Consider the following 20,914-nt stretch of genomic DNA (forward strand, 5'->3'; position numbering starts at 1 on the left):
CGGTCAGCCCTTTTGGTGGTAGGTGGCGTGGTCGAAGTCGGCGTAGTGGCCGTCGCCGCCGATGTCCTGCACCCAGAGGCCGAGTAGGGCGCCGGTGAAGCCCCAGGCGGCGGGTTCCCCGTCGACGATCTGGGCTGCGTGCTCGTCGGAGAGGATGGTGGCGTCGAGAGTGACGGGCAGTTCTCGCCAGCCGTCGCCCAGGTCGTACGCGAAGTGCAACGCCGGGCCGTCGAATCTCACCCGTAGCCCGACCCGGCGGGCACCGCCGGTGTCGACAGTGAGTTCGGGGTACGCGGTGCGTCGTCCGCTGTCGCAGCTGAGCAACTCCAGCACGGTCCGCCCGTCGTCGGCCCGGGTCAGATACAGATAGTGCCAGTTCTGGGTGTTGTAGTAGCCGGTGATGCCAGCCAGGTGACGGTGGTTGCCGGGGTCGAACTCGACGACTGTCTCCAGCGAGCAGCGTGGTGCACCGACCCGCCGTGCCACCAGGCTCGGCGTCTGCTTCCCGACCGGCGACTGACCTCCGTAGACGCGCAGATGCGAGGGGCGCGACCGCAGGTCGATCCAGTCGTCGGTGGCGGGCCGGCGCAGGGTGGACCACCAGCTGGCCAGTTCCGGCGTGTCGAAGTGGTCGGTGGCCGGTTCGGCTGGCCACGAATGGGCCGGCAGGTCGGGGGCGGCGATCTCGTCGGCCGGAATGCCGCCGGGGATCCGCGGCCAGCCGCCGGGGGACCATTCGACCTTCTGCAGGGCGGTTTCCCGGCCGAGGACGCAGTTGCCCAGCGGGGTGTAGGGGCGGCCGACCAGGTGGGCGAGGTACCACTCGCCGTGCTGGGTGCGGACCAGGCTGCCGTGGCCGGCCTTCTGCAGGGTGAGATCCGGTCGGCCCACCGAGGTGAGCAGCGGCCCGGCCGGGTCGACCTCGTACGGCCCGAACAGCTCACGCGAGCGCGCGACCGTGACCTGGTGTTCCCAGCTGGTCCCGCCCTCGGCGGTGACCAGCCAGTACCACCCGTCGTGGCGGTAGATGTGCGGTGCCTCGGTCAGGCCGACCTCGGTGCCGGTGAAGATGAGTCGGGTCGGGCCGACCAGTTGCCGGCGGTCGGGATCGTACTGCTGGATCTCGATGCCGCCGAAGCGGTTGCGGCCGGGACGCCAGTCGGCGCTCATGGCCAGCAGCCACACCGTGCCGTCGTCGTCGTGGAACAGGGAGGCGTCGAAGCCGTGCGAGTGCAGCCGGACCGGATCCGACCAGGGGCCGGTGATGGCCGGTGCGGTGGTGAGGAAGTTCTGGGCGTCCCAGTAGCCGCTGGCGAAGCTGGCCACGTCGCTGTAGACGAGGTGGAACAGCCCGTCGTGCCAGGTGAGGTCGGGAGCCCAGATGCCGTTGGAGTCGCCGCAGCCGCGCAGGTCGAGCAGCCGGCGTTCGGTGACGATGCCGCCCAGCGCCCGCCAGTGGACGAGGTCTCTGGAGTGGTGTACGCGTACCCCCGGGTACCACTCGAAGGTCGAGGTGGCCAGGTAGTAGTCGTCGCCGACCCGCAGAATGGACGGGTCCGGATGGAAGCCGGGGAGCACGGGATTGCGGATCGACCGGGTGGTCGTCACGTCTGCGGTCTCGGTCGACATGTTCGACTCCTTCAGGCTCTGATCCCGGACTACTTCCGGAAAATTCGCCGTTGGACACGCCAGGATTGCCCTCACGGTATCGGCTGGCGTCTCCTTGCGACACCCCTCTTGACCGCGTGTGTCAACGCGTCGTAACGTGCCGGCCATCACCTCGAAAATACCGGCATCAGGCTGAAAACTTTCGGGCTGCCGACTGGCCTCTCGCCGTTTGTGGTGTGGCGCGCGCACGTCACATGGTTGAAAGGGATGAGGCATGACAACGCACGTTTCCCGCAGATCGCTGCTCGGCCTGGCTGGTGCGGGTGTCGGCGCGGTTCTGCTCGGCGGCTGTGCGGACGACGAGCCCAGCGGCCCGACCAGTCCACAACAGATCGACTGGTGGCACATCCAGAACACCGATCCCATGCTGCCGGTGTGGGCCGAGATGGCGCGGTTGTACACCACCCGGCATGACAAGATCACCATCGAGGTCAATCCGCTGGAGAACGAGGTCTTCAAGGCGGAACTGGCCAAGGTCACCAAGGCGGGCTCGCCGCCGGACCTGTTCCAGTCCTGGGGTGGTGGCCTGCTGCGCGAACAGGCCGAGGCGGGGCTGGTCAAGGACATCACCTCGGAGGTGTCGCCGTGGATCGGCCAACTGCTGCCGGCCGCGTTGCAGCCGTACACCATCGACGGCCGGATCTACGGCATCCCGTTCGACATCGGCATGATCGGTTTCTGGTACAACCGGGACCTCTTCGCCGAGGCCGGGATCACCTCGCCACCGACCACCTGGGCCCAGTTGCTGACCACGGTTCAGAAGCTCAAGTCCGCGGGCATCGTGCCCATCGCGTTGGCCGGCAAGGACAAGTGGCCCGGGCACTACTACTGGGCGTACCTGGCGATGCGGATCGGTGGCCTGGGTGCGTTGCGACAGGCGGCTGAGGACGGCAACTTCAACACTCCGGACTTCGTGGCGGCCGGCGAACACTTCCGCCAGCTGATCGACCTGCAACCGTTCCAGCCGGGCTTCCGGCGCGCCGAGTACGGGTCGTCGAACGGGCAGGCCGCGGCGATGGGCAACGGCGAGGCGGCCATGGAGTTGATGGGCCAGTGGGCCCCCTCCATCCAGGCGTCGTCGTCGACCAGCAAGCTCGGCATCGGCGGGCAACTCGGCTTCTTCACCTTCCCGACGGTGGAGGGTGGCAAGGGCGAGGCCACCGACGCCTTCGGCGGTGGCAACGGCTTCGCGGTCGGCCGTAACGCGCCACCGGCCACAGTGGATTTCCTGCGGTCGCTGCTGCGGTCGGAAAACCAGCGTTGGGCGGCGGAGACCGGCGCGGTGCTGCCCACCAACCTGGCGGCCGTCGGTCGGATCAAGGACCCGAACAACCAGGTGGTCGCGGCGCATCTGGCTGTCGCCAGCGGGTTCCAGCTCTATCTCGACCAGGCTTTCCCGCCGGCTGTCGGCGAGCAGATCAACAAGAGCGTCGCCGATCTGATCGTCGGTTCCAAGAAGCCGGAGCAGATCGTCAAGGACATCACCCGAGTTGCGCAGAAGCAGTAGTGATGTCCGTCGGCCGACGGCCGGCAAGGAAAAGTGAGCAAGAGGGAGGGCCGCGTGGGTGCCAACGACAACCGCACGGTGACCATCGCGGCGATCGCCCGTCTGGCCGGGGTGTCGGTGCCGACGGTGTCGCGGGTGATCAATGGTCGTTCGGATGTGGCTCCGCAGACGCGTCAGCGGGTGGAGGAGTTGCTGTCGCGGCATGGTTATCGGCGTCGGCCGCCGAGTATGCGGGCGAGTTCGGGGTTGGTGGATCTGGTTTTCAACGACCTGGACAGTCCGTGGGCGGTGGAGATCATCCGCGGGGTCGAGGACGTGGCGCACGCCGCGGGGGTGGGCACGGTGGTCTCCGCCATCCACCGCCGTACATCGTCGGCCAAGCAGTGGCTCGACAACATTCGGACCCGGTCCACCGAGGGGGTCATCTTCGTGACCTCCACCCTTGAGCCACCGCAGCAGGCCGAGTTGCGCCGGCTCAACATTCCCGTGGTGATCGTCGACCCGGCCGGTGTCCCCTCCCAGGACGCGCCGACCATCGGCGCCACCAACTGGGCGGGCAGCCTGCGCGCCACCGAGTACCTGATCGGCCTGGGCCATCGGCGGATCGGGTTCATCGCCGGACTGCCGCAGCTGATGTGCAGTCGGGCCCGGATGGACGGCTACCGGGCCGCCCTGGAAGCCGCCGGACTGCCGATCGACGACCGGCTGATCCAGCCCGGCAACTTCTACCACGAGGCCGGGTTCGCGGGCGGGGCGCGGTTGCTGGCGCTGGCGGACCCGCCGACGGCGATCTTCGCGTCGAGTGACCAGATGGCGTTGGGTGTCTACGAGGCGGTACGGCAACGCGGGCTGCGGATGCCCGGCGACATCAGCGTGGTCGGCTTCGACGACCTGCCCGAGGTGCGCTGGTGCTCGCCGCCGCTGACCACCGTACGTCAACCGCTGAGCGAGATGGGGATGCTGGCCGCGCGTACGGTGCTGCGGCTGGCCAAGGGGGAGAAGGTGGAGAGCCCCCGGGTGGAGTTGGCCACCGAACTCGTGATTCGGGACAGTGCGGCACCACCCAAGGTCTGACCTGGCCGGGGCAGCACGGCAGCAGCCCGACCGCTGCCGTGCGATGGCCGTTGGCCCGATGTGAATTGCACCAATTACCGGTAGGCGGCTGGAATTTCTCGGCACTAGGGTAGGGGAGGCAGCCGGCAGCCCGTCCCGGCCGCTCCTCGTCGCCGCGCGGGCTGTCGCCGTACCGGTTGGGAGTGCTGTGGCTGCCAGAGAGACCCGCAAAGTCACCATCTCCGTGATCGCCGACCTGGCCGGGGTGTCGGTGCCGACGGTGTCGCGGGTGATCAATGGTCGTTCGGATGTGGCTCCGCAGACGCGTCAGCGGGTGGAGGAGTTGCTGTCGCGGCATGGTTATCGGCGTCGGCCGCCGAGTATGCGGGCGAGTTCGGGGTTGGTGGATCTGGTTTTCAACGACCTGGACAGTCCGTGGGCGGTGGAGATCATCCGCGGGGTCGAGGACGTCGCGCACGGCGCCGGGGTGGGCACGGTGGTCTCCGCCATCCACCGCCAGAACACCTCCGCGGAACAGTGGCTCGACGGCATGCGGCGGCGCGGCACCGAGGGCGTGATCTTCGTGACCTCTATGGTCGAAGCGCCGCTGCAGGCCGAGTTGCGTCGGCTCGACGTGCCCGTGGTGATCGTCGACGCGGACGGACTGCCGGCCCAGGAGGCGCCGACGATCGGTGCCGCCAACTGGGCCGGTGGACTGCGCGCCACCGAGTACCTGATCGGCCTGGGGCACCGGCGGATCGGGTTCATCGCCGGGCCGCCGCAGCTGATGTGCAGTCGGGCCCGGATGGACGGCTACCGGGCCGCCCTGGAGGCCGCCGGGATCGCCTTCGACGAGGCACTCGTCTGCCCCGGCGACTTCTACCACGAGGCCGGCTTCGTCGGTGGCGGGCGACTGCTGGGGCTGGCGGATCCGCCGACGGCGATCTTCGCGTCGAGCGACCAGATGGCGTTGGGCGTCTACGAGGCCGTACGACGGCGTGGGCTGCGCATTCCGGACGACATCAGCGTGGTCGGCTTCGACGACCTGCCCGAGGTGCGCTGGTGCTCGCCGCCGCTGACCACCGTACGTCAACCGCTGAGCGAGATGGGGATGCTGGCCGCGCGTACGGTGCTGCGGCTGGCCAAGGGGGAGAAGGTGGAGAGCCCCCGGGTGGAGTTGGCCACCGAACTCGTGATCCGGGACAGTGCCGCCCCGGCGGCATAGCAATCTACCGATAATTTTCCGGAAGTTGTTGACCGACGTATCGGCCGCCGCCGACGATGGAGTCGGTCACCCGTTCTCGTAACGACGTGATCAGGTGGTCGCCCGCCGTGCCCGCGGCACCGCCGAACCTGGCCCGCGTCGACCGGACAACTGATCGTCCGGCCGGCGCGGGCACCCTCGTTCTGCCGTCGGCAGATCCGCTGACGGCGAACCGGACTCCCGTCCGTCCGCAAGCGACGGCAGGGTGGCGGTATGCGACTGCTGATGCTGGGTGGGACGGGATTCGTCGGCGGGGCGACGGTCCGGGAAGCGTTGACTCGTGGCTGGTCGGTGACGGTGTTCAACCGGGGGCGGCACGGGGCTGCGCCGGCCGGCGTACGACGGCTGGTGGGTGACCGCCTCGCCCCCGACGGGCTGGCCGCCCTCGCCGACGGCGAGTGGGACCTGGTCGTCGACACCTGGGACGGCGCACCCAGGGCGGCGCGGACGGTGGCGCGGCTGCTGGACGGTCGGATCGGCCACTACGTCTACGTCTCCAGCGGCTCCGTCTACGCCCCGCCGGTGCCGGTCGGGGTGACCGAGCAGAGCCCGGTGGTGGACGCCGACCCGGACGCCACCGAGGGCGACTACCCGCAGGTGAAGGCCGGCGCCGAACGGGCCCTGCGCGAGGTGTTCGGCGAGCGCGTGCTGCTGGCCCGGGCCGGGCTGATCCTCGGTCCCGGCGAGGACATCGGTCGGCTGCCGTGGTGGCTGAGTCGCATCGCGCGCGGCGGCGACGTGCTGGCACCGGGACCCGCGGACCTGCCGGTGCAGTACATCGACGTCCGGGACCTGGCCGCCTTCCTGCTGGACGCCGGCAGCGCACGCCGTGGCGGGCCGGTCAACGTGGTCGGTCGGCCCGGGTCGGCCACCTTCGGCGAACTGCTCGACGCCTGTCGTACCGTCACGGGTGCCGACGCCCGGCTGCGCTGGGTCGAGCCGGAGCGCATCCTCGCCGCCGGGGTGGTGCCGTGGAACGACCTGCCGATCTGGATTCCGCCGGGCCACAAATGGCGGTGGATGCAGGAGAAGGACGTCACCCGCGCGTACGCCGACGGACTGCGCTGTCGGCCACTGGCCGACACGGTGGCCGACACCTGGTCGTGGTTGCGTCGGGTCGGCGAACTGCCGTCCCGGGCCGGTCGACCGGCCCGGCCGCCGGTCGGTCTCGACCCGCAGCGGGAGGCCGCCCTGCTCGCCACGCCCACCGCGGACCGGACCGGGTAGCCGCCGCTACACCTGGTGCACCGGCAGGTCCAGCACCTCGTCGACGTCCCGACGCGGGGTGGGCCAGCCGGGTTGGCCGTACCCGATGCGCATCACCATCTGGGGGGCGCCGAAGCGTCCCAGCGACACGCGCAACTGCTCCCGCGCCGAGGGCACCTCCACCGGTTGGGACAGCATCGACACCGACAATCCGCAGTCGGTGGCGGTGAGCAGCACCCGCTGCAACGCCTGACCGGCGACGACCTGGTCGACGGCGGTGTTGCCGGTCGAGCCGAGCACCGCGACAAGCGGTTCGGGTTCGAAGTCGCGGCCGGGCGGGCGGCACCGGTCGCCGAAGCCCCGCGCCGGCAGCAGGTCCTGTGGCTCTGCACGAGGGCCGCCGGCAGCGGTGGGTACGCCGTCGAGGGCGTGCTCACGGCGGATCCAGGCCTGCCGTTCCGCCCGGTAGGCCGGGTCGCGTTCCAGGACTCGGTTCGCGCCGTTGGCGATTTCGGCGAACGCGTTGACCGCGCTGACCCCGATCAGCAGTTCCAGCCAGCAGTGCTCGGCGCGCGCCGCGTCGCTGAGCCGCCAGCGGGCGTCGGCGGGTACGGGATCCGGCCAGAACGGGGCACGGTTGCTGAACCGGCGGGGAATGGCCGCGTACAGGCTCTGTTCGGTCGGGGTGGGGCGACGTGGCACGTCCGGCATCAGCCGGGCCACCACGTCCGGTTCCGCCGGGTACGGTCGCAGCCGGACCGTCGCCGGGTGGCCGGCCACCGCGAGGGCCAGCCGCAGGTTGAACAGTGCCGCGCCGGCGGCGACACGGGCACCCCAGCCGCTGGGGTCGGTGGCGGGTAGCCGGCGGGCCGGGTCGACGAGGATCTCGATGCCGCCGTCGCGCAGCCGGAACCGCCACGGCTGGACGTTGTGCAGGGACGGCGCGCGTACCGCATCGGTGGCCGCAACCCGCAACTGTTCGACGCTGTAGCCGATGTCCATGGTCGGACCCCCTCACACTCTCCCGTTACCCCTTCCACGGTGCCTTCCCACCACCCCCCGACAGCAGGGCCACTGGTCCCAACCCCCCAGGACCCCCGGCCACCCCCCCTTCGCCCGTGTTGATCAAGAGCTATCGGTCTGGATCCGGCGCGATGACGACGCAAACGTCTTGATCAACAGGGGTGGAGGCGGGGGAGAGGGGGTGGTTGGGACCTTTGGCCCGTGCGGGGGGTGGGGTGGAGGGGGTAGAAACGGGGGATGATCCGGGTGTTCTTGCTCGACGACCATGAGGTCGTCCGTCGTGGTCTCGCCGATCTGCTGCACGCCAGCGGCGACATAGAGGTGGTCGGTGAGTCCGGTTCCGCGCAGGAGGCGGCCCGGCGGATCCCCGCACTGCGTCCGGACGTGGCGATCCTCGATGCTCGGCTGCCCGACGGCAACGGCATCGACGTCTGCCGGGACATCCGGGCGGTGGACTCCTCGATCAAGGGATTGATCCTGACCTCGTACGAGGACGACGAGGCGCTGTTCGCTGCGATCATGGCCGGTGCCTCCGGCTACGTGCTCAAGCAGATCCGCGGCACCGACCTGGTCGACGCGGTGCGCCGGGTGGCGGCCGGTCAATCGCTGCTCGACCCGGCGATCACCACCCGGGTGCTGGATCGCATCCGCAGCGGCGTGGAGCAGCCGCGCGAGTTGCAGTCCCTCACCGAGCAGGAACGGCGCATCCTGGAGTACGTGGCCGAAGGGCTGACCAACCGGGAGATCGCCGGCAAGATGTTCCTGGCCGAGAAGACCGTCAAGAACTACGTGTCAAGCGTGCTGGCCAAGCTGGGGCTGGAGCGGCGCACCCAGGCCGCCGTCCTCGCCACCCGGCTGCTCGGCAAGGGCCACTGACCAACGGCGGCCAGGCCCACCGGGGCCTGGCCGCGCCACGGTACGCCGAGACGACCGGCCCGCGGGGGAACGGCGTCGCTGGTCAGTCCCGCAGCGGGATCGACCAGTGCAGCTGGGTGCCGCGCGGCTCGGTCGGGTGCACCTCGAAGACCCCGCCGTGGCGTTCGGCGCGCTCGCGCAGGTTGATCAGCCCGCCCCGGGCGGCGGCCGGGTCGCACCCCACCCCGTTGTCGGTGACGACGACGCTGACCCGGGTGGCTTCGACGCTGACGGTCACCGACACCGCCGACGCCTCGGCGTGGCGTACGGCGTTGGAGAGGGCCTCGCGAAGCACGGCGGTGAGGTCGGGGCGGACCGGGTCGGGCACGGCGCTGTCGATCGGCCCGATCAGCTCCAGTCGGGGCCGGAACCCCAGCGACTCGGCGGCCACCTCGATCGCCTCCCGGATCTCGGTGCGCAACGCCGCGCTCACCGGGCTGCGCAGCTCGAAGATGGTGCGCCGGATGTCCTTGATGGTGGCGTCCAGGTCGTCGACCGCAGCGTTGATCCGCTTCGCCAACTCCGGACGACCGGCCAGCGGCACCGCGCTCTGCAGTTGCAGACCGGTGGCGAACAACCGCTGGATGACCACGTCGTGCAGGTCCCGGGCGATGCGTTCGCGGTCCTCCAGGACCACCAACTGCTCCCGTTCCTCCTGCCCCCGGGCCCGCTCCATGGCCAGCGCGGCCTGCCCGGCGAAGCTGCCCAGCAGCACCACGTCGTCGTCGGTGGCACCGTCGTGGTCGGCGCGGTGGGCGATCACCAGGACACCGTGCAGCGTGTCGGCGGTGGCCAGCGGTGAGATCACCGCCGGCCCGGTGTGCAGCACCGCCGGCCAGGGCGCGGCGTGCGCGAGGTCGTCCACCGAAGCGTGCCGGCCCTCGGCGACCGCAGCGGCGAAACTCGTGTCGTCGGCCGGCAGCACCGTGCCGACCAGCGCGCGGGCCTGTGTGCCGGAACCGTCGACGACCTCGACGGTGAAATGGTCGGCCATGTCGTCGTAGAGCAGCACCAGGGCCAACTCGGCCTCGGCGACCTCGCGGGCGCGGCGCGCCACCAGGGTCAGCGCGTCGGTGCGGCGTACCTCACCGAGCAGCAGCGAGGTGATCTCGGCGGTGGCGGCGAGCCAGCGTTCCCGCCGGCTGGCCAGCGCGTACAGCCGGGCGTTCTCGATCGCCACGCCGGCCGCCGCGGCGAGCGCCACGACGATCTCCTCGTCGTCGTCGGTGAACTGCGCGCCGCCCTGCTTCTCCGCCAGGTAGAGGTTGCCGAAGACCTGGTCCCGGATCCGGATCGGCACCCCGAGGAAGGTGTGCATCGGCGGGTGGTTCGGCGGGAAGCCGTACGAGTGGGGGTGCTGGGTGATGTCCGGCATCCGCAGCGGCTTCGGATCATCGATCAGCAGACCGAGCACGCCCCGCCCGTGCGGCAGGTCACCGATCTTGGCGTGCAGCTCCGGCGAGATGCCGTGCGTGATGAAGTCGTGCAGGGTCCGGTCGGTGCCGATCACACCCAGCGCGCCGTACCGGGCGCCGGCCAACTCGCAGGCCGACTGCACGATCCGTAGCAGGGTGCTGTGCAGATCCAGGTCGGTGCCGATGCCGACGACCGCGTCGAGCAGCGCGCGCAGCCGTTCCCGGCTGGTCACCACCTCGCCGACCCGGTCCAGCATCTCCTGGAGCAGTTCGTCGAGGTGGACCCGGGACAACGGACTGAGCCCGAGCGAGGGGGGCTCGTGGCGGGGGTTCGATGCGCCGTCAGTCACCCGGCGATGCTATCCGGCGCACCGGCGGGACAGAACGCCGCGCGATCGGTCAGTGGTCCACGGCCGTGGTGTCCACCACCTGTTCGCGCGGCAGCCGCGGGGTGTGCGGCGGACCGGCGTGTTCCGGGTCGGCGATCCCCAGCCGCAGGACGAGGTACGGGTGACCGAATCCGGCCAGCACCTGACGCAGGATCTGGCGGGTGCCACCGACCTCCACCACCCCGCTCAACGGGACCACTGACACACCCAGCCGGGTGGCGAACAGCCAGGCGGCGGAGAGCGCCTCTCCGGCGCGCAGCCAGGCGCGCGGGTCGTCCTCGTCGCCGTAGAGCACCCCGTACGAGGCCGCCCGGTCGTGCCCCGGACCGCCGGGCAGGGTGCCGGGACGGCCGAAGTCACGGCCCGGCACGGTGGTCTGCGCGGGCTGCTGCAGCAGCACCTCCGGCGGAAGCCCACTGCCACCGGCGCGGCTGGTCCAGTAGTCGAGCTCGGCACGCAGTTGGGAATCCTCCGACTCGACCTCGGCGGCGTGCGAGGCCGCGGCGGCCAGTTGCAGCACCTGGTCGCGGTCGAGGATCTCCAGGTGGGCGCCTTCCCCGGCGGCGGCCGACGCGATCGCGGTCAGGTGCTCCTCGCTGACCGGTTCCTCGCTGACCGGCCGTCGGTCGGTGTGTCGCACCTGCATGCACTGCACCATGCGCATCGCGTCCGGGTCCACGCCGGAGGCCTTCGGGTCGGTCAACCGGGCGAGCAGTTCCGGCTCGCCCGGATCGGGCATCCGGTGCACCGTCGCCGTCCAGCCTTCGGCGGCCAGCGCCAGGCGCGCGTGGTGCAGGGCGGCACCGCAGCTGAGCATGACCAACTGGCCCGTCGGGTCGGTGGCCGTCGGCTGGCGGTCGGAGACCAGCCGCAGCTCCAACGCTTCGGGAAGCACCCGCCAACGCCAGGGCTGGGTGTTGTGCACCGACGGCGCGTGACCGGCCATCGCGGCGGCCTCCGCGAGGGCGGTGGTCAACGGGCGGCGGGTAGCGGGCGTCTGGTGGCTCATCGTCACGACCTTTCCGTATGTCCCCATCGTGCCGTACCTCGGTACGGCTGTGGGGCGGGTCCCGTTCATCCTGGGGCAGACGGCGGCCGTCCGCACGGACCGCTGGGCCCGCCGGCGGGGGCACTCCGGCCCGGATCCGGCCGTACGTCGGCGTACGCAACCGGCCGACCTCGCCCGGGTCGTGTGCCGGAAGTGGTGACGTCGGGGCTCGCGGGTTGGGACGATCCGCTGGTGGGGGAGCAGTCGGGGGCCAGCGGGCCGGGGCAGGGCGGCAACGAGTGCCTGCCGGAGCATCCGGCGCAGCACGGCCGGTCCGGCGGTCCGCTGCGCCGGCGGTGGGCGTTGTGGGCGCCGCTGACCGGGCTGACCGTGCTGGTGCTGGTCGGCGCGGCGCTGCGGTGGGCCGGGCGCTCTGGCGCGGCCGACCTGGTGTGGGCGGCGGTCACCCTGGTCGCGCTGGCGCCTGCCGCCCTCTCCGTGCTGCGTGATCTGTGGCGGCGCCGCTTCGGCGTGGACGTGATCGCGGTCCTGGCGCTGGTCGGTGCGCTCGTCGTGCGGGAGTACCTGGCCGGTGCGGTGATCGCGGTGATGCTGGCCACCGGTCGGACGCTGGAGGCGTACGCGCAGCGGCGGGCGACCCGGGACCTGCGGGCCCTGCTGGAGCGGGCACCACGAACCGCGCGACGGCGCACCGCCGACGGCGGCATCGAGGTGGTGCCGGTGGACCAGGTGGCGGTCGGCGACCGGCTGCTGGTCGGCCCGGGTGACGTGGTCGCCGTCGACGGGATCACCGAGGATCCGGCGACGCTTGACGAGTCGGTGGTCACCGGGGAGTCCCAACTCGTCGAGAAGGCCGTCGGTGCGGCAGTGGCCAGCGGCGTGGTCAACGCCGGCGCCGGGTTCGGGCTCCGGGCCACCGAGAGCGCCGCCCGCAGCACGTACGCGGGAATCGTGCGGCTGGCCGAGGAGGCGACCGCCCGCAAGGCACCGACGGTACGGCTGGCCGACCGGTACGCCGCCGCCTTCGTACCGTTCACCCTGGTGCTGGCCGGGCTGGGCTGGCTGTTGTCCGGCGACATCGTCCGCGCGGTGGCGGTGCTGGTGGTGGCGACCCCGTGTCCGCTGCTGCTGGCCACCCCGATCGCGATCGTCTCCGGGCTGTCGCGGGTGGCCCGCCGGGGCGTGCTGGTACGCGACGGCGGCTCGCTGGAGGCGCTGGGCCGGGTCCGTACCCTGCTGGTGGACAAGACCGGCACGCTGACGGCGGGCCGCCCGCGGGTCGCCGACACCGTCGTCGCGGCCGGCGGTGACCCCGACGAGGTGTTGCGGTGGGCCGCGTCGGTGGAGCAGTTGTCTCCGCACGTGATGGCGGCGGCGCTTGTCGAGCACGCCCGCGACCGGGGGTTGCGGCTGACCATGCCGACCGAGGTGACCGAGGAGCCGGGCCGGGGGGTGCGCGGGCGGGTCGACGGGCGGCGGATCCGGGTCGGGCAACTCGACGGTGACCCGCCGTCCTGGGCCCGGCCCCGGATCGAGGAACCGGGACACTCGGTGGTCTGGGTGGCCGACGACACCGGGCCGATCGGGGCGATCCTGCTGGAGGATCCGGTACGCCCCGACGCCCGCCGAGCCGTCGACCGGCTGCGCGCGGCCGGCCTGAGCCGGATCGTGATGGTCACCGGCGACCGGCCGGACGCTGCCCGGCGGGTCGCCGAGGCGGTGGGTGTCGACGACGTGATTGCCCGGTGCGCGCCGCAGGAGAAGGTGGCGCGGGTACGGGCCGAGGCCGACCGGGCCGTCACGGTGATGGTCGGCGACGGGGTGAACGACGCCCCGGCGCTGGCCGAGGCGCACGTGGGGGTGGCGATGGGGGCCACCGGGGCGACCGCCTCCGCCGACGTGGCCGACGCGGTGCTCACCGTCGACCGGCTCGATCCGCTCGCCGACGCGGTCGAGATCGCCCGGTACGCCCGCCGGATCGCCGTGCAGAGCGCCACCATCGGAATGGGGCTGGCCGTGTGCGCGATGGGGTTCGCGGCGGCCGGCCTGCTTCCACCGGTGGCCGGTGCCTTCCTCCAGGAGGGCATCGACGTGCTGGTGATCCTCAACGCGCTACGCGCCCTGTACGGCGGTCTACACGCCACCGGTTCCCCGTCGGCCTGAACGACCGAGGGGGAACCGGTGGCGTGACGCTCAGCGCTCCCGGACCACCGCCACCGGGCAGTGGGCGTGCTGGATGAGTTGCTGGCTGACCGAGCCGAGCAGCATGCCGCGCAGCCCGCCGCGTCCCCGGGTGCCGACCACGATCAGCTGTGCGTTGCGGCTGGCGTCGATCAGCAGCCCGGCGGGTGCGGCGGCGGCCGTCTCGACGCTCACCTCGACGTCGGGGAAGGTCGCCTGCCAGCGGCGCAGCGGTTCGTCCAGCTCGGTGCGCTGGGCGGCGAGCGCCGCCTCCCGGGCCTGCTCGCCGGTCAGGTTCCACTGGTCCCGGCCGGGCTGCCAGGCCCGCAGCACGTGCAGCGGCACCCGGCGCAACGCCGCCTGCTCGATGGCGAACCCGAGCGCCAGCAGGGACTGCTCCGAGCCGTCCACGCCGACCGCGACGTGTCCGGCCCGGGCGGTGCTGGCCGTGTCCCGGCGGACGACCACCACCGGGCAGTGCGCGTGTGCGGTGACGCTGACGGCGGTGGAGCCGGCGAGCAGGCCGGTGAAGCCGCCGTGCCCACGGCTGCCCAGCACCACCAGGCCGGCCTCGGTGGAGCACTCCTCCAGCACCAGGGCGGGTGGCCCGTCGAGCACCTCGCCGCTGACCGTCAGGTCGGGGTGCGCGGCGGCGGCGTCCGCCGCCGCCTTGCGCACCAACTCCTCGACCTGCTGCCGGGCCTGTTCGTCCGGCCACATCCCGGGCGTCATGCCGGGCCCGACCCAGCCGGCCACGGTGAGCCATTCGAAGATGTACGCCAGCCGTACCGGCCGACCGTCCCGTCCGGCCTGCGCCAGTGCCCATTCCAGGGCCGCCGCCGCGTCCGGCGAGCCGTCGTAACCCACCAGGATCTGCTCGTCGCTCACGATGTCACCTCGCTACGGGTTGGTCTGGTCGGTTTCGCGGACCCAACGCCACTCGGCGACCCGGGGGTCGTCCTCGCCGTACTGCCGGGTGTAGTCGCGGCAGGACTGCCGGGCGTCGGTCATCTCCTGGCGCAGGTGTGCGGCGCGGGCCGCCAACCCGGGCACCCGGTCGATCACGTCGATCACCAGGTGGAATCGGTCCAGGTCGTTGAGCATCACCATGTCGAACGGAGTGGTGGTGGTGCCCTCCTCCTTGTACCCACGCAAGTGCAGGTTGTCGTGGTTGGTACGCCGGTAGGTGAGCCGGTGGATCAGCCACGGGTAGCCGTGGTACGCGAAGATGATCGGCTTGTCCCGGGTGAACAGCGTGTCGAACTCGTTGTCCGGCAGCCCGTGCGGGTGTTCGCTCGGCGGTTGCAGCCGCATCAGGTCCACCACGTTGATCACCCGTACCTTGAGCTCGGGCAGGTGCTGGCGCAGCAGGTCAGCCGCGGCCAGGGTCTCCAGCGTCGGTACGTCGCCGGCACAGGCGAGCACCACGTCCGGTTCGCTGTCGCCGTCGGTGCTGGCCCAGTCCCAGATCCCCAGGCCGCGCCGGCAGTGCTGGACGGCCTCGGTCATGGTCAGCCAGTTCGGCGCGGACTGTTTACCGGCCACCACCACGTTGATGTAGTGCCGGCTGCGCAGGCAGTGATCCATGGTGGACAGCAGGGTGTTGGCGTCCGGCGGCAGGTAGACCCGGACCACCTCGGCCTTCTTGTTCATCACGTGGTCGATGAAGCCCGGGTCCTGGTGCGAGAAGCCGTTGTGGTCCTGCCGCCAGACGTGGCTGGAGAGCAGGTAGTTCAGCGACGCGACAGGCAGCCGCCAGGGGATGTCGCGGGTCACCTTCAACCACTTGGCGTGCTGGTTCACCATCGAGTCCACGATGTGGATGAATGCCTCGTAGCTGGTGAAGATGCCGTGCCGGCCGGTGAGCAGGTAACCCTCCAGCCAGCCCTGGCACAGGTGCTCGGAGAGGACCTCCATCACCCGGCCGTCGGGGGAGAGGTGGTCGTCGCCGGGGACGGTGCGGGCCATCCAGGCGCGGTCAGTGACCTCGAAGGCCGCCTGGAGCCGGTTGGAGGCCACCTCGTCCGGGCCGAACAGTCGGAACGTCTGCGGGTTGGCGACGATCACGTCGCGGATCCACTTGCCCAGCTCACCGGTGGCTCCGGCGACCGTCGCACCAGGTCGGGGCACCTCGACCGCGTAGTCGCGGAAGTCCGGCAGGGTCAGGTCGCGCAGCACCTGCCCGCCGTTGGTGACCGGGTTGGCGCTCATCCGCCGGTCACCGGTGGGCGGCAGCGCGGTCAGCTCGGCGACCGGTGCGCCGGTGGCGTCGAACAGCTCCTCCGGCCGGTAGCTGCGCAGCCAGCGCTCCAGTTCGGCCCGGTGCGCCGGGTTCGTGCGTACCTGCGACAGCGGAACCTGGTGGGCCCGGTACGTCCCCTCGACCTGCTTGCCGTCGACCTCGCTCGGCCCGGTCCAGCCCTTCGGCGTACGCAGCACGATCATCGGCCAGCGCGGACGGGTGACGGTTCCCCCGGAGCGGGCCTGCCGCTGGATCTCCGCGATCTCGTCGAGCGCCCGGTCGAACGTGGCGGCCAGCAACTCGTGCACGGCGGCGGGCTCGTCACCGGCCACCACGTACGGCTGGTAGCCGTAGCCGCGCATCATGTCGAGCAGGTCGGACTCGGGGATCCGGTCCAGCACGGTCGGGTTGGCGATCTTGTAGCCGTTGAGGTGCAGGATGGGCAGCACCGCGCCGTCGCGGGCCGGGTTGAGGAACACGTTGGACAGCCAGCTGCCCGACAACGGGCCGGTCTCGGCCTCGCCGTCACCGATCACGCAGGCGACAAGCAGATCCGGGTTGTCGAAGGCCGCGCCGTAGGCGTGGCTCAGCGCGTACCCCAGCTCGCCGCCCTCGTGGATCGAACCCGGCACCTCCGCCGCCACGTGGCTGGGGATGCCGCCGGGGAAGGAGAACTGGCGGAACAGCCGGGCCATCCCGGCCTCGTCGCGGTCGATGCCGTGGTACCGCTCGCTCCAGGTGCCTTCCAACCAGCTGTTCGCGACCAGGGCCGGACCACCGTGCCCGGGGCCGGTGATGTAGATCGCGGACAGGTCCCGCGCCACGATCACCCGGTTCAGGTGAGCGTAGATCAGGTTCAGGCCGGGGGAGGTTCCCCAGTGGCCGAGCAGCCGGGGCTTGACGTGTTCGGGGGCCAGTGGCTCGCGCAGCAGGGGATTGTCGAGCAGGTAGATCTGGCCGACGGTCAGGTAGTTCGCCGCCCGCCAGTACGCGTCCAGCCGGCGCAGCTCCTCATCGGTCAGGGTGCTCTTCGGATTCAGGGCGGTGTCCATACTGGGTGAGCCTCTCCCTGTTCGGCGGATTTCGCATCCGCAACACGTGGGTTCCTCCTTGAGTCTGGCGACATCGGCGGCCATGAATCAGGGCCATTGGTCCCGCCCGCCCGGGTGTCACGACCCGTCGGCATCCGGTCCGCCGGTCACCCCACGCACCACGATCACCGGTGACGGGGCGTGGTAGAGCACCGCCTGACTGACCGCGCCGAGCATGCCGCGCCACGGCTCGTCGCCGCGGGCGGCAACCACCGTCAGCTGCGCCGACCGGGACTGGTCGACAAGCACCGAGCCGGGTTCACCGCGTACGACGTGGCATTCGACGGCCGTCTCGTCGGCGCTCACCCGGGCCACCAGGTCGCCGAGCCGCTGGGTGGCCGCCTCGATGGCGTCGTCGGTGTCGACCACCCACACGGCCATCAGTCGGGCCTGCAGTTCCTTGGCGGCGGCGACGGCCCAGGCCAGCGCGGTCTCCGCGGAGGCCGACCCGTCGACGCCCACCAGCACCGGCCCCTGCGGCGGTGGTTCCCGCCGGACGACCAGCACCGGGCAGTCGGCGCGGGCGGCCACCTGGACCGCGGGGCTGTCCGCCGGGATGCACCTGTCGCAGTGGGCCATCCCGCCGTCGCCGACGGCCACCAGGAAGGCCGACTCGGACTTGCGTACCAGGTTCGCCACCGCCGGACCCTCGACGATCTCGGTGGTGATCGGGACCTTCGGCTGACTGAGCCGGACCGCCTCGCTGGCCTCGGCGATCAGCCGCTCGGCGTCGGCCCGCGAACCGGAGACCGCCGGCGCCGCCATCGCCGCCCAGTTGAAGGCGTGCAGCAGGTGTACGCCGCAGCCGTGCCCGGCGGCCACCCGCGCGGCCACCCGGGCCACCGGCAGGGCGTCGTCCGGACCGATGCCGGCCAGCACCGGCGCGTCGTTGGTTGAGGCCACCCCGACCTCACCCCCTGTCCCCGCCTGACCTGCGTACGAGGCTAGTCGTGGCGGTGCTGCTCAGGGGCGCGATCGGAAGACTGGGTGTCAACATTGGTTGACGACGGGGCGTTGTCAATGTAAGTTGACAGCATGAGTCAGGCTACCGAACTCGCCGCTGCGGCCGGCAGCACCGATCCCCGGGTCGGCCTGCGCGCGGTCCGCGCACTGCGTCGGCTGCTCGAACGACTGGAGGTGGTCCAGGTGGACAACGCCCGACGACAGGGCTGGTCCTGGCAGGAGATCGCCGACGCGCTCGAGGTCAGCCGGCAGGCGGTCCACAAGAAGCACGCCGGGCGTCCGGCGGTCGAATCCTCCTGGGAGGCGTGATGTTCGAACGGTTCACCGACCGGGCACGCACCCTGGTGCGCCAGGCCCGCGACGAGGCCCGGGCCGAGGGGCAACGACCCGTCGGCACCGAGCACCTGCTGCTCGCCCTGCTCGCCGACGGCGACAGCCTCGCCGTCCGGGTGCTGCGCGACGCCGGCGTCACCGCCGACGACCTTCGCGCGCGCATCCGCCGACACACCGAGACCAGCAGCACCGGGCTGGCCGAGGCCGACGCCGCCGCGCTGCGCGAGATCGGCATCGACCTGGCCGCCATCGTGGCCCGGATCGAGGAATCCTTCGGCCCCGACGCGCTGCGCGAGGCCGTACCGCCGCCACGACGCCGGTGGGGCCGCCGCCAGCGGCCGGGCGGCCCGTTCTCGCACCGGGCGAAGAAGGTGCTGGAGTTGTCGTTGCGCGAGGCGATCCGGCTGCGTCACCGGCACATCGGCACCGAACACATCCTGCTCGGCCTGCTGCGCGAGGGCAGCGGACTGGGCGCGCTGGTCCTCGCCGAGGCCGGCGTCGACCTGGCCGACACCCGTCGCCGGGTGGAAGCCGCCCTGCGTACCGCCGCCTGAGTTCTTCGGCGCGATCCAAACGCGTCGGCCGGGTGAACCTGCCCACTCGCCGCCAGGTCGCCGAACCCCGCACCATGGCGCACACTGACGCCGTGGAAGCTGGACGGCAGACGCGGTCGCTGCGCAGCGCGGTGGTGGTCAACCCGGTCAAGGTGGACGACCTCGACGCGCTGCGCCACACCGTGGCGGACACCCTCGCCACCGCCGGCTGGCCGGCACCCCTGTGGTACGAGACCACCATCGACGACCCCGGTCGGGGCCAGACCGCGCAGGCTGTCGCCGCCGGCGTCGACGTCGTCTTCGCCTGCGGCGGCGACGGCACCGTACGGGCCTGTGTCAGCGCGCTGGTCGGCACCGAGGTGGCGCTCGCCGTGCTGCCGCAGGGCACCGGCAACCTGCTCGCCGCCAACCTCGGACTCTCCACCGACCTGGCCGCCGGGCTGGCGGTCGCCGTGGAACGCGGTCGCCGGCTGCTCGATGTCGGCGAGGTGGACGGCCAGCACTTCGCGGTGATGGCGGGCATGGGCTTCGACGCGCAGATGCTCGCCGCCACCAGCGAGACCACCAAACGACGGATCGGCTGGCCGGCGTACGTGGTGGGAGCCGTGCGACACCTGCGGGACCGGCCGATGCGGGTGTCGATCCGGCTGGACGACCAGCCGCCGCTGACCCGTCGGGCCCGTTCGGTGCTGGTCGCCAACGTCGGCCGGCTCCAAGGTGGGGTCACCCTGCTCACCGAGGCCGCGCCCGACGACGGCTACTTCGACATCGCCGTGCTCAGCCCGCGTACGCTGCGGCACTGGCTCGCCCTCGGCTGGGGGGTGCTGCGCCGCCGCGACCGGGTGCCCCGGATGGAGGAGTTCCGGGCCCGGCGGGTCGAGATCACCAGCAACCGGGCCCAACCCCGCGAACTCGACGGTGACCTGATCGAGCCGGGGACCACCCTGCAGGCGCAGATCCACCGCCGCGCGTTGTGGCTGTGCGTACCCCGGCCCGAGCAGGCCCCCGACCTCACCGACGACGCTGAAGCCGCTGCCGAGCGAGGTGAACAGCTCGTCGAGAGAAGTGGTCATGAGTAGTACCAAGTTGGTGCCGGAGACCCGGCTGATGTCCGACGAGCAGCTCTGCGCCGACCACGCCTGGCAGACGCTGCGCCGGGAGGGCGGCTGGCACCTGCTGCGGGACGCCTTCACCCGGTTCCGCTACGGCGACGGGTTCAGCCACTCCCGGGCCTTCGCGTTCCAGCTCTGCCTGGCCGTGGTGCCGTTCCTGATCGCGTTGACCGGGCTGATCGCCGAGCTCGGTGCGGCCGAGGGCGGCGAGGTGGTCGCCGACACCGTTCTGGCGTTGACGCCGGGTGCCAGTGAGCAGGTGGTCGCCGAGCTGCTCGGCGACGGCGAGGGGGCCGGTGCCGAACGGGCCGAGGACATCGGCGAGGTGGCCCTGACCCTGGGTCTGATGACCGGGCTGGTGGCGTTGACCAGCACCATGGCGCAGATCGAACGCGGCGCCAACCGGATCTACGGCGTCGAACGGGACCGACCGGCGTTGCGCAAGTACCTGCGGGCCGCCGTGCTCGCCGTGACCGCCGGTCTGCCGGCGCTGGCCGGCTTCGTGATCCTGGTCGGCGGTGGGCCGATGGGTGACTCGGTGCAGCGGCACTACGCCTGGGGCGACGTGGCCGCCACCGGCTGGGACGTCATCCGCTGGCCGCTGAGTCTCGGGCTGACCGTGCTCGCCGTCGCGGTGTTGTTCCGGCACGCGCCCCGACGCCACCAACCCGGCCTGTCCTGGCTGTTCTTCGGCGCCGGCATCGCCACCGTGCTGTGGTGGCTGGCCAGCCTGCTGCTCGCCGGGTACGTCCGGTTCAGTGCGGACTTCGGGCAGACCTACGGTGCACTCACCGGGATCATGGCGCTGCTGCTCTGGGCCAACCTCACCGGCATGGCGCTGTTCGGTGGTCTCGCGTTCGCGGCCCAGTTGGAGGCGGTACGCATCGGCGTACCGGAGCCCGCCCAGCCGGACCTGTGGCAGCCCGAGGCACAACGCGACGACCTGCTCGACACCGGCGAGATGACCGCCCTGTAGCCCGAACGAGCCG

Annotated in this window: 17 protein-coding genes; 10 read left to right on the forward strand and 7 right to left on the reverse strand. The window is 71.7% G+C overall.

Translation table 11 applies throughout. From position 1 onward, the window contains the following. Positions 1-3: 3 nt before the first annotated feature. On the reverse strand, positions 4-1,629 hold the full coding sequence (locus VAB18032_RS08540) for a glycoside hydrolase family 43 protein (protein ID WP_013732395.1): 1,626 nt from the start codon (positions 1,627-1,629) through the stop codon (positions 4-6). A gap of 253 nt (positions 1,630-1,882) precedes the next feature. Here VAB18032_RS08540 and VAB18032_RS08545 point away from each other — a divergent pair, with 253 nt between their 5' ends. The 4 genes from VAB18032_RS08545 (at position 1,883) to VAB18032_RS08560 (ending at position 6,719) form a co-directional block, all read left to right on the forward strand. Further along, on the forward strand, positions 1,883-3,175 hold the full coding sequence (locus VAB18032_RS08545) for an extracellular solute-binding protein (RefSeq protein ID WP_013732396.1): 1,293 nt from the start codon (positions 1,883-1,885) through the stop codon (positions 3,173-3,175). Positions 3,176-3,229: 54 nt separating this feature from the next. Continuing rightward, positions 3,230-4,249, forward strand: coding sequence for a LacI family DNA-binding transcriptional regulator (locus tag VAB18032_RS08550; protein WP_013732397.1), 1,020 nt, complete (start codon positions 3,230-3,232; stop codon positions 4,247-4,249). Positions 4,250-4,436: 187 nt separating this feature from the next. Further along, positions 4,437-5,453, forward strand: coding sequence for a LacI family DNA-binding transcriptional regulator (locus VAB18032_RS08555; RefSeq protein WP_043720114.1), 1,017 nt, complete (start codon positions 4,437-4,439; stop codon positions 5,451-5,453). Between the two features lie 252 nt (positions 5,454-5,705). Then, positions 5,706-6,719 (forward strand): NAD-dependent epimerase/dehydratase family protein, encoded by a 1,014-nt coding sequence (locus tag VAB18032_RS08560; RefSeq protein WP_013732399.1) that lies wholly within the window; start codon positions 5,706-5,708, stop codon positions 6,717-6,719. A 6-nt stretch (positions 6,720-6,725) separates the two neighbouring features. Here the strand turns inward: VAB18032_RS08560 and VAB18032_RS08565 are convergent, their stop codons facing one another. Further along, the gene (locus tag VAB18032_RS08565) at positions 6,726-7,700 is read right to left on the reverse strand and encodes an Acg family FMN-binding oxidoreductase (RefSeq protein ID WP_013732400.1); all 975 of its coding nucleotides are present in this window, start codon (positions 7,698-7,700) and stop codon (positions 6,726-6,728) included. Between the two features lie 258 nt (positions 7,701-7,958). Here VAB18032_RS08565 and VAB18032_RS08570 point away from each other — a divergent pair, with 258 nt between their 5' ends. Continuing rightward, a complete protein-coding gene (locus VAB18032_RS08570) occupies positions 7,959-8,597 on the forward strand; it encodes a response regulator (RefSeq protein WP_013732401.1) in 639 nt (212 codons plus the stop codon). An 82-nt stretch (positions 8,598-8,679) separates the two neighbouring features. On the opposite strand, the gene VAB18032_RS08575 is transcribed toward VAB18032_RS08570, so the two are convergent. Beyond that, a complete protein-coding gene (locus VAB18032_RS08575; RefSeq protein WP_193386313.1) occupies positions 8,680-10,308 on the reverse strand; it encodes a sensor histidine kinase in 1,629 nt (542 codons plus the stop codon). A gap of 142 nt (positions 10,309-10,450) precedes the next feature. After that, positions 10,451-11,449, reverse strand: coding sequence for an Acg family FMN-binding oxidoreductase (locus VAB18032_RS08580; RefSeq protein WP_043720116.1), 999 nt, complete (start codon positions 11,447-11,449; stop codon positions 10,451-10,453). Positions 11,450-11,680: 231 nt separating this feature from the next. On the opposite strand from VAB18032_RS08580, the gene VAB18032_RS08590 reads away from it, so the two are divergent. Further along, positions 11,681-13,612, forward strand: a complete 1,932-nt coding sequence (locus VAB18032_RS08590) for a heavy metal translocating P-type ATPase (protein ID WP_013732405.1) — start codon at positions 11,681-11,683, stop codon at positions 13,610-13,612. Positions 13,613-13,642: 30 nt separating this feature from the next. Here the strand turns inward: VAB18032_RS08590 and VAB18032_RS08595 are convergent, their stop codons facing one another. The 3 genes from VAB18032_RS08595 to VAB18032_RS08605 all read right to left on the reverse strand — a co-directional run bounded on the left by VAB18032_RS08595 (position 13,643) and on the right by VAB18032_RS08605 (position 17,866). Continuing rightward, entirely contained in the window at positions 13,643-14,518 is an 876-nt protein-coding gene (locus VAB18032_RS08595) for a universal stress protein (RefSeq protein ID WP_013732406.1), read from the reverse strand. Positions 14,519-14,530: 12 nt separating this feature from the next. Next, positions 14,531-16,924 carry a phosphoketolase family protein gene (locus VAB18032_RS08600; RefSeq protein WP_013732407.1) on the reverse strand — a complete coding sequence of 798 codons (2,394 nt, stop codon included), beginning with the start codon at positions 16,922-16,924 and terminating at the stop codon, positions 14,531-14,533. A 117-nt stretch (positions 16,925-17,041) separates the two neighbouring features. Continuing rightward, positions 17,042-17,866: a universal stress protein gene (locus VAB18032_RS08605; RefSeq protein ID WP_013732408.1), complete on the reverse strand. Its 825-nt coding sequence runs from the start codon at positions 17,864-17,866 to the stop codon at positions 17,042-17,044. 132 nt (positions 17,867-17,998) lie between these two features. Between VAB18032_RS08605 and VAB18032_RS08610 the strand changes: the two genes are divergently transcribed. The 4 genes from VAB18032_RS08610 (at position 17,999) to VAB18032_RS08625 (ending at position 20,901) form a co-directional block, all read left to right on the forward strand. Then, positions 17,999-18,235 carry an HTH domain-containing protein gene (locus VAB18032_RS08610; protein WP_013732409.1) on the forward strand — a complete coding sequence of 79 codons (237 nt, stop codon included), beginning with the start codon at positions 17,999-18,001 and terminating at the stop codon, positions 18,233-18,235. After that, positions 18,235-18,813 (forward strand): Clp protease N-terminal domain-containing protein, encoded by a 579-nt coding sequence (locus tag VAB18032_RS08615; protein WP_013732410.1) that lies wholly within the window; start codon positions 18,235-18,237, stop codon positions 18,811-18,813. The genes VAB18032_RS08610 and VAB18032_RS08615 overlap by 1 nt, the downstream gene beginning before the upstream one ends. A gap of 74 nt (positions 18,814-18,887) precedes the next feature. Further along, positions 18,888-19,892 carry a diacylglycerol/lipid kinase family protein gene (locus VAB18032_RS08620; RefSeq protein ID WP_043723499.1) on the forward strand — a complete coding sequence of 335 codons (1,005 nt, stop codon included), beginning with the start codon at positions 18,888-18,890 and terminating at the stop codon, positions 19,890-19,892. Beyond that, positions 19,885-20,901, forward strand: coding sequence for a YihY/virulence factor BrkB family protein (locus tag VAB18032_RS08625; protein WP_013732412.1), 1,017 nt, complete (start codon positions 19,885-19,887; stop codon positions 20,899-20,901). The genes VAB18032_RS08620 and VAB18032_RS08625 overlap by 8 nt, the downstream gene beginning before the upstream one ends. The last annotated feature ends 13 nt before the right edge of the window (positions 20,902-20,914 follow it).

It is taken from the genome of Micromonospora maris AB-18-032 (assembly GCF_000204155.1).
GTDB classification, from domain to species: Bacteria; Actinomycetota; Actinomycetes; order Mycobacteriales; family Micromonosporaceae; genus Micromonospora; species Micromonospora gifhornensis.

What these genes read in the sequence shown, in the direction of transcription:
- VAB18032_RS08600 (WP_013732407.1), bottom strand. Translation starts at nt 16,924, where the DNA reads ATGGACACCGCCCTGAATCCGAAGAGCACCCTGACCGATGAGGAGCTG.
- VAB18032_RS08620 (WP_043723499.1), top strand. Translation starts at nt 18,888, where the DNA reads ATGGCGCACACTGACGCCGTGGAAGCTGGACGGCAGACGCGGTCGCTG.
- VAB18032_RS08625 (WP_013732412.1), top strand. Translation starts at nt 19,885, where the DNA reads ATGAGTAGTACCAAGTTGGTGCCGGAGACCCGGCTGATGTCCGACGAG.
- VAB18032_RS08580 (WP_043720116.1), bottom strand. Translation starts at nt 11,449, where the DNA reads ATGAGCCACCAGACGCCCGCTACCCGCCGCCCGTTGACCACCGCCCTC.
- VAB18032_RS08540 (WP_013732395.1), bottom strand. Translation starts at nt 1,629, where the DNA reads ATGTCGACCGAGACCGCAGACGTGACGACCACCCGGTCGATCCGCAAT.
- VAB18032_RS08570 (WP_013732401.1), top strand. Translation starts at nt 7,959, where the DNA reads ATGATCCGGGTGTTCTTGCTCGACGACCATGAGGTCGTCCGTCGTGGT.
- VAB18032_RS08610 (WP_013732409.1), top strand. Translation starts at nt 17,999, where the DNA reads ATGAGTCAGGCTACCGAACTCGCCGCTGCGGCCGGCAGCACCGATCCC.
- VAB18032_RS08545 (WP_013732396.1), top strand. Translation starts at nt 1,883, where the DNA reads ATGACAACGCACGTTTCCCGCAGATCGCTGCTCGGCCTGGCTGGTGCG.
- VAB18032_RS08575 (WP_193386313.1), bottom strand. Translation starts at nt 10,308, where the DNA reads ATGCTGGACCGGGTCGGCGAGGTGGTGACCAGCCGGGAACGGCTGCGC.
- VAB18032_RS08615 (WP_013732410.1), top strand. Translation starts at nt 18,235, where the DNA reads ATGTTCGAACGGTTCACCGACCGGGCACGCACCCTGGTGCGCCAGGCC.
- VAB18032_RS08560 (WP_013732399.1), top strand. Translation starts at nt 5,706, where the DNA reads ATGCGACTGCTGATGCTGGGTGGGACGGGATTCGTCGGCGGGGCGACG.
- VAB18032_RS08565 (WP_013732400.1), bottom strand. Translation starts at nt 7,700, where the DNA reads ATGGACATCGGCTACAGCGTCGAACAGTTGCGGGTTGCGGCCACCGAT.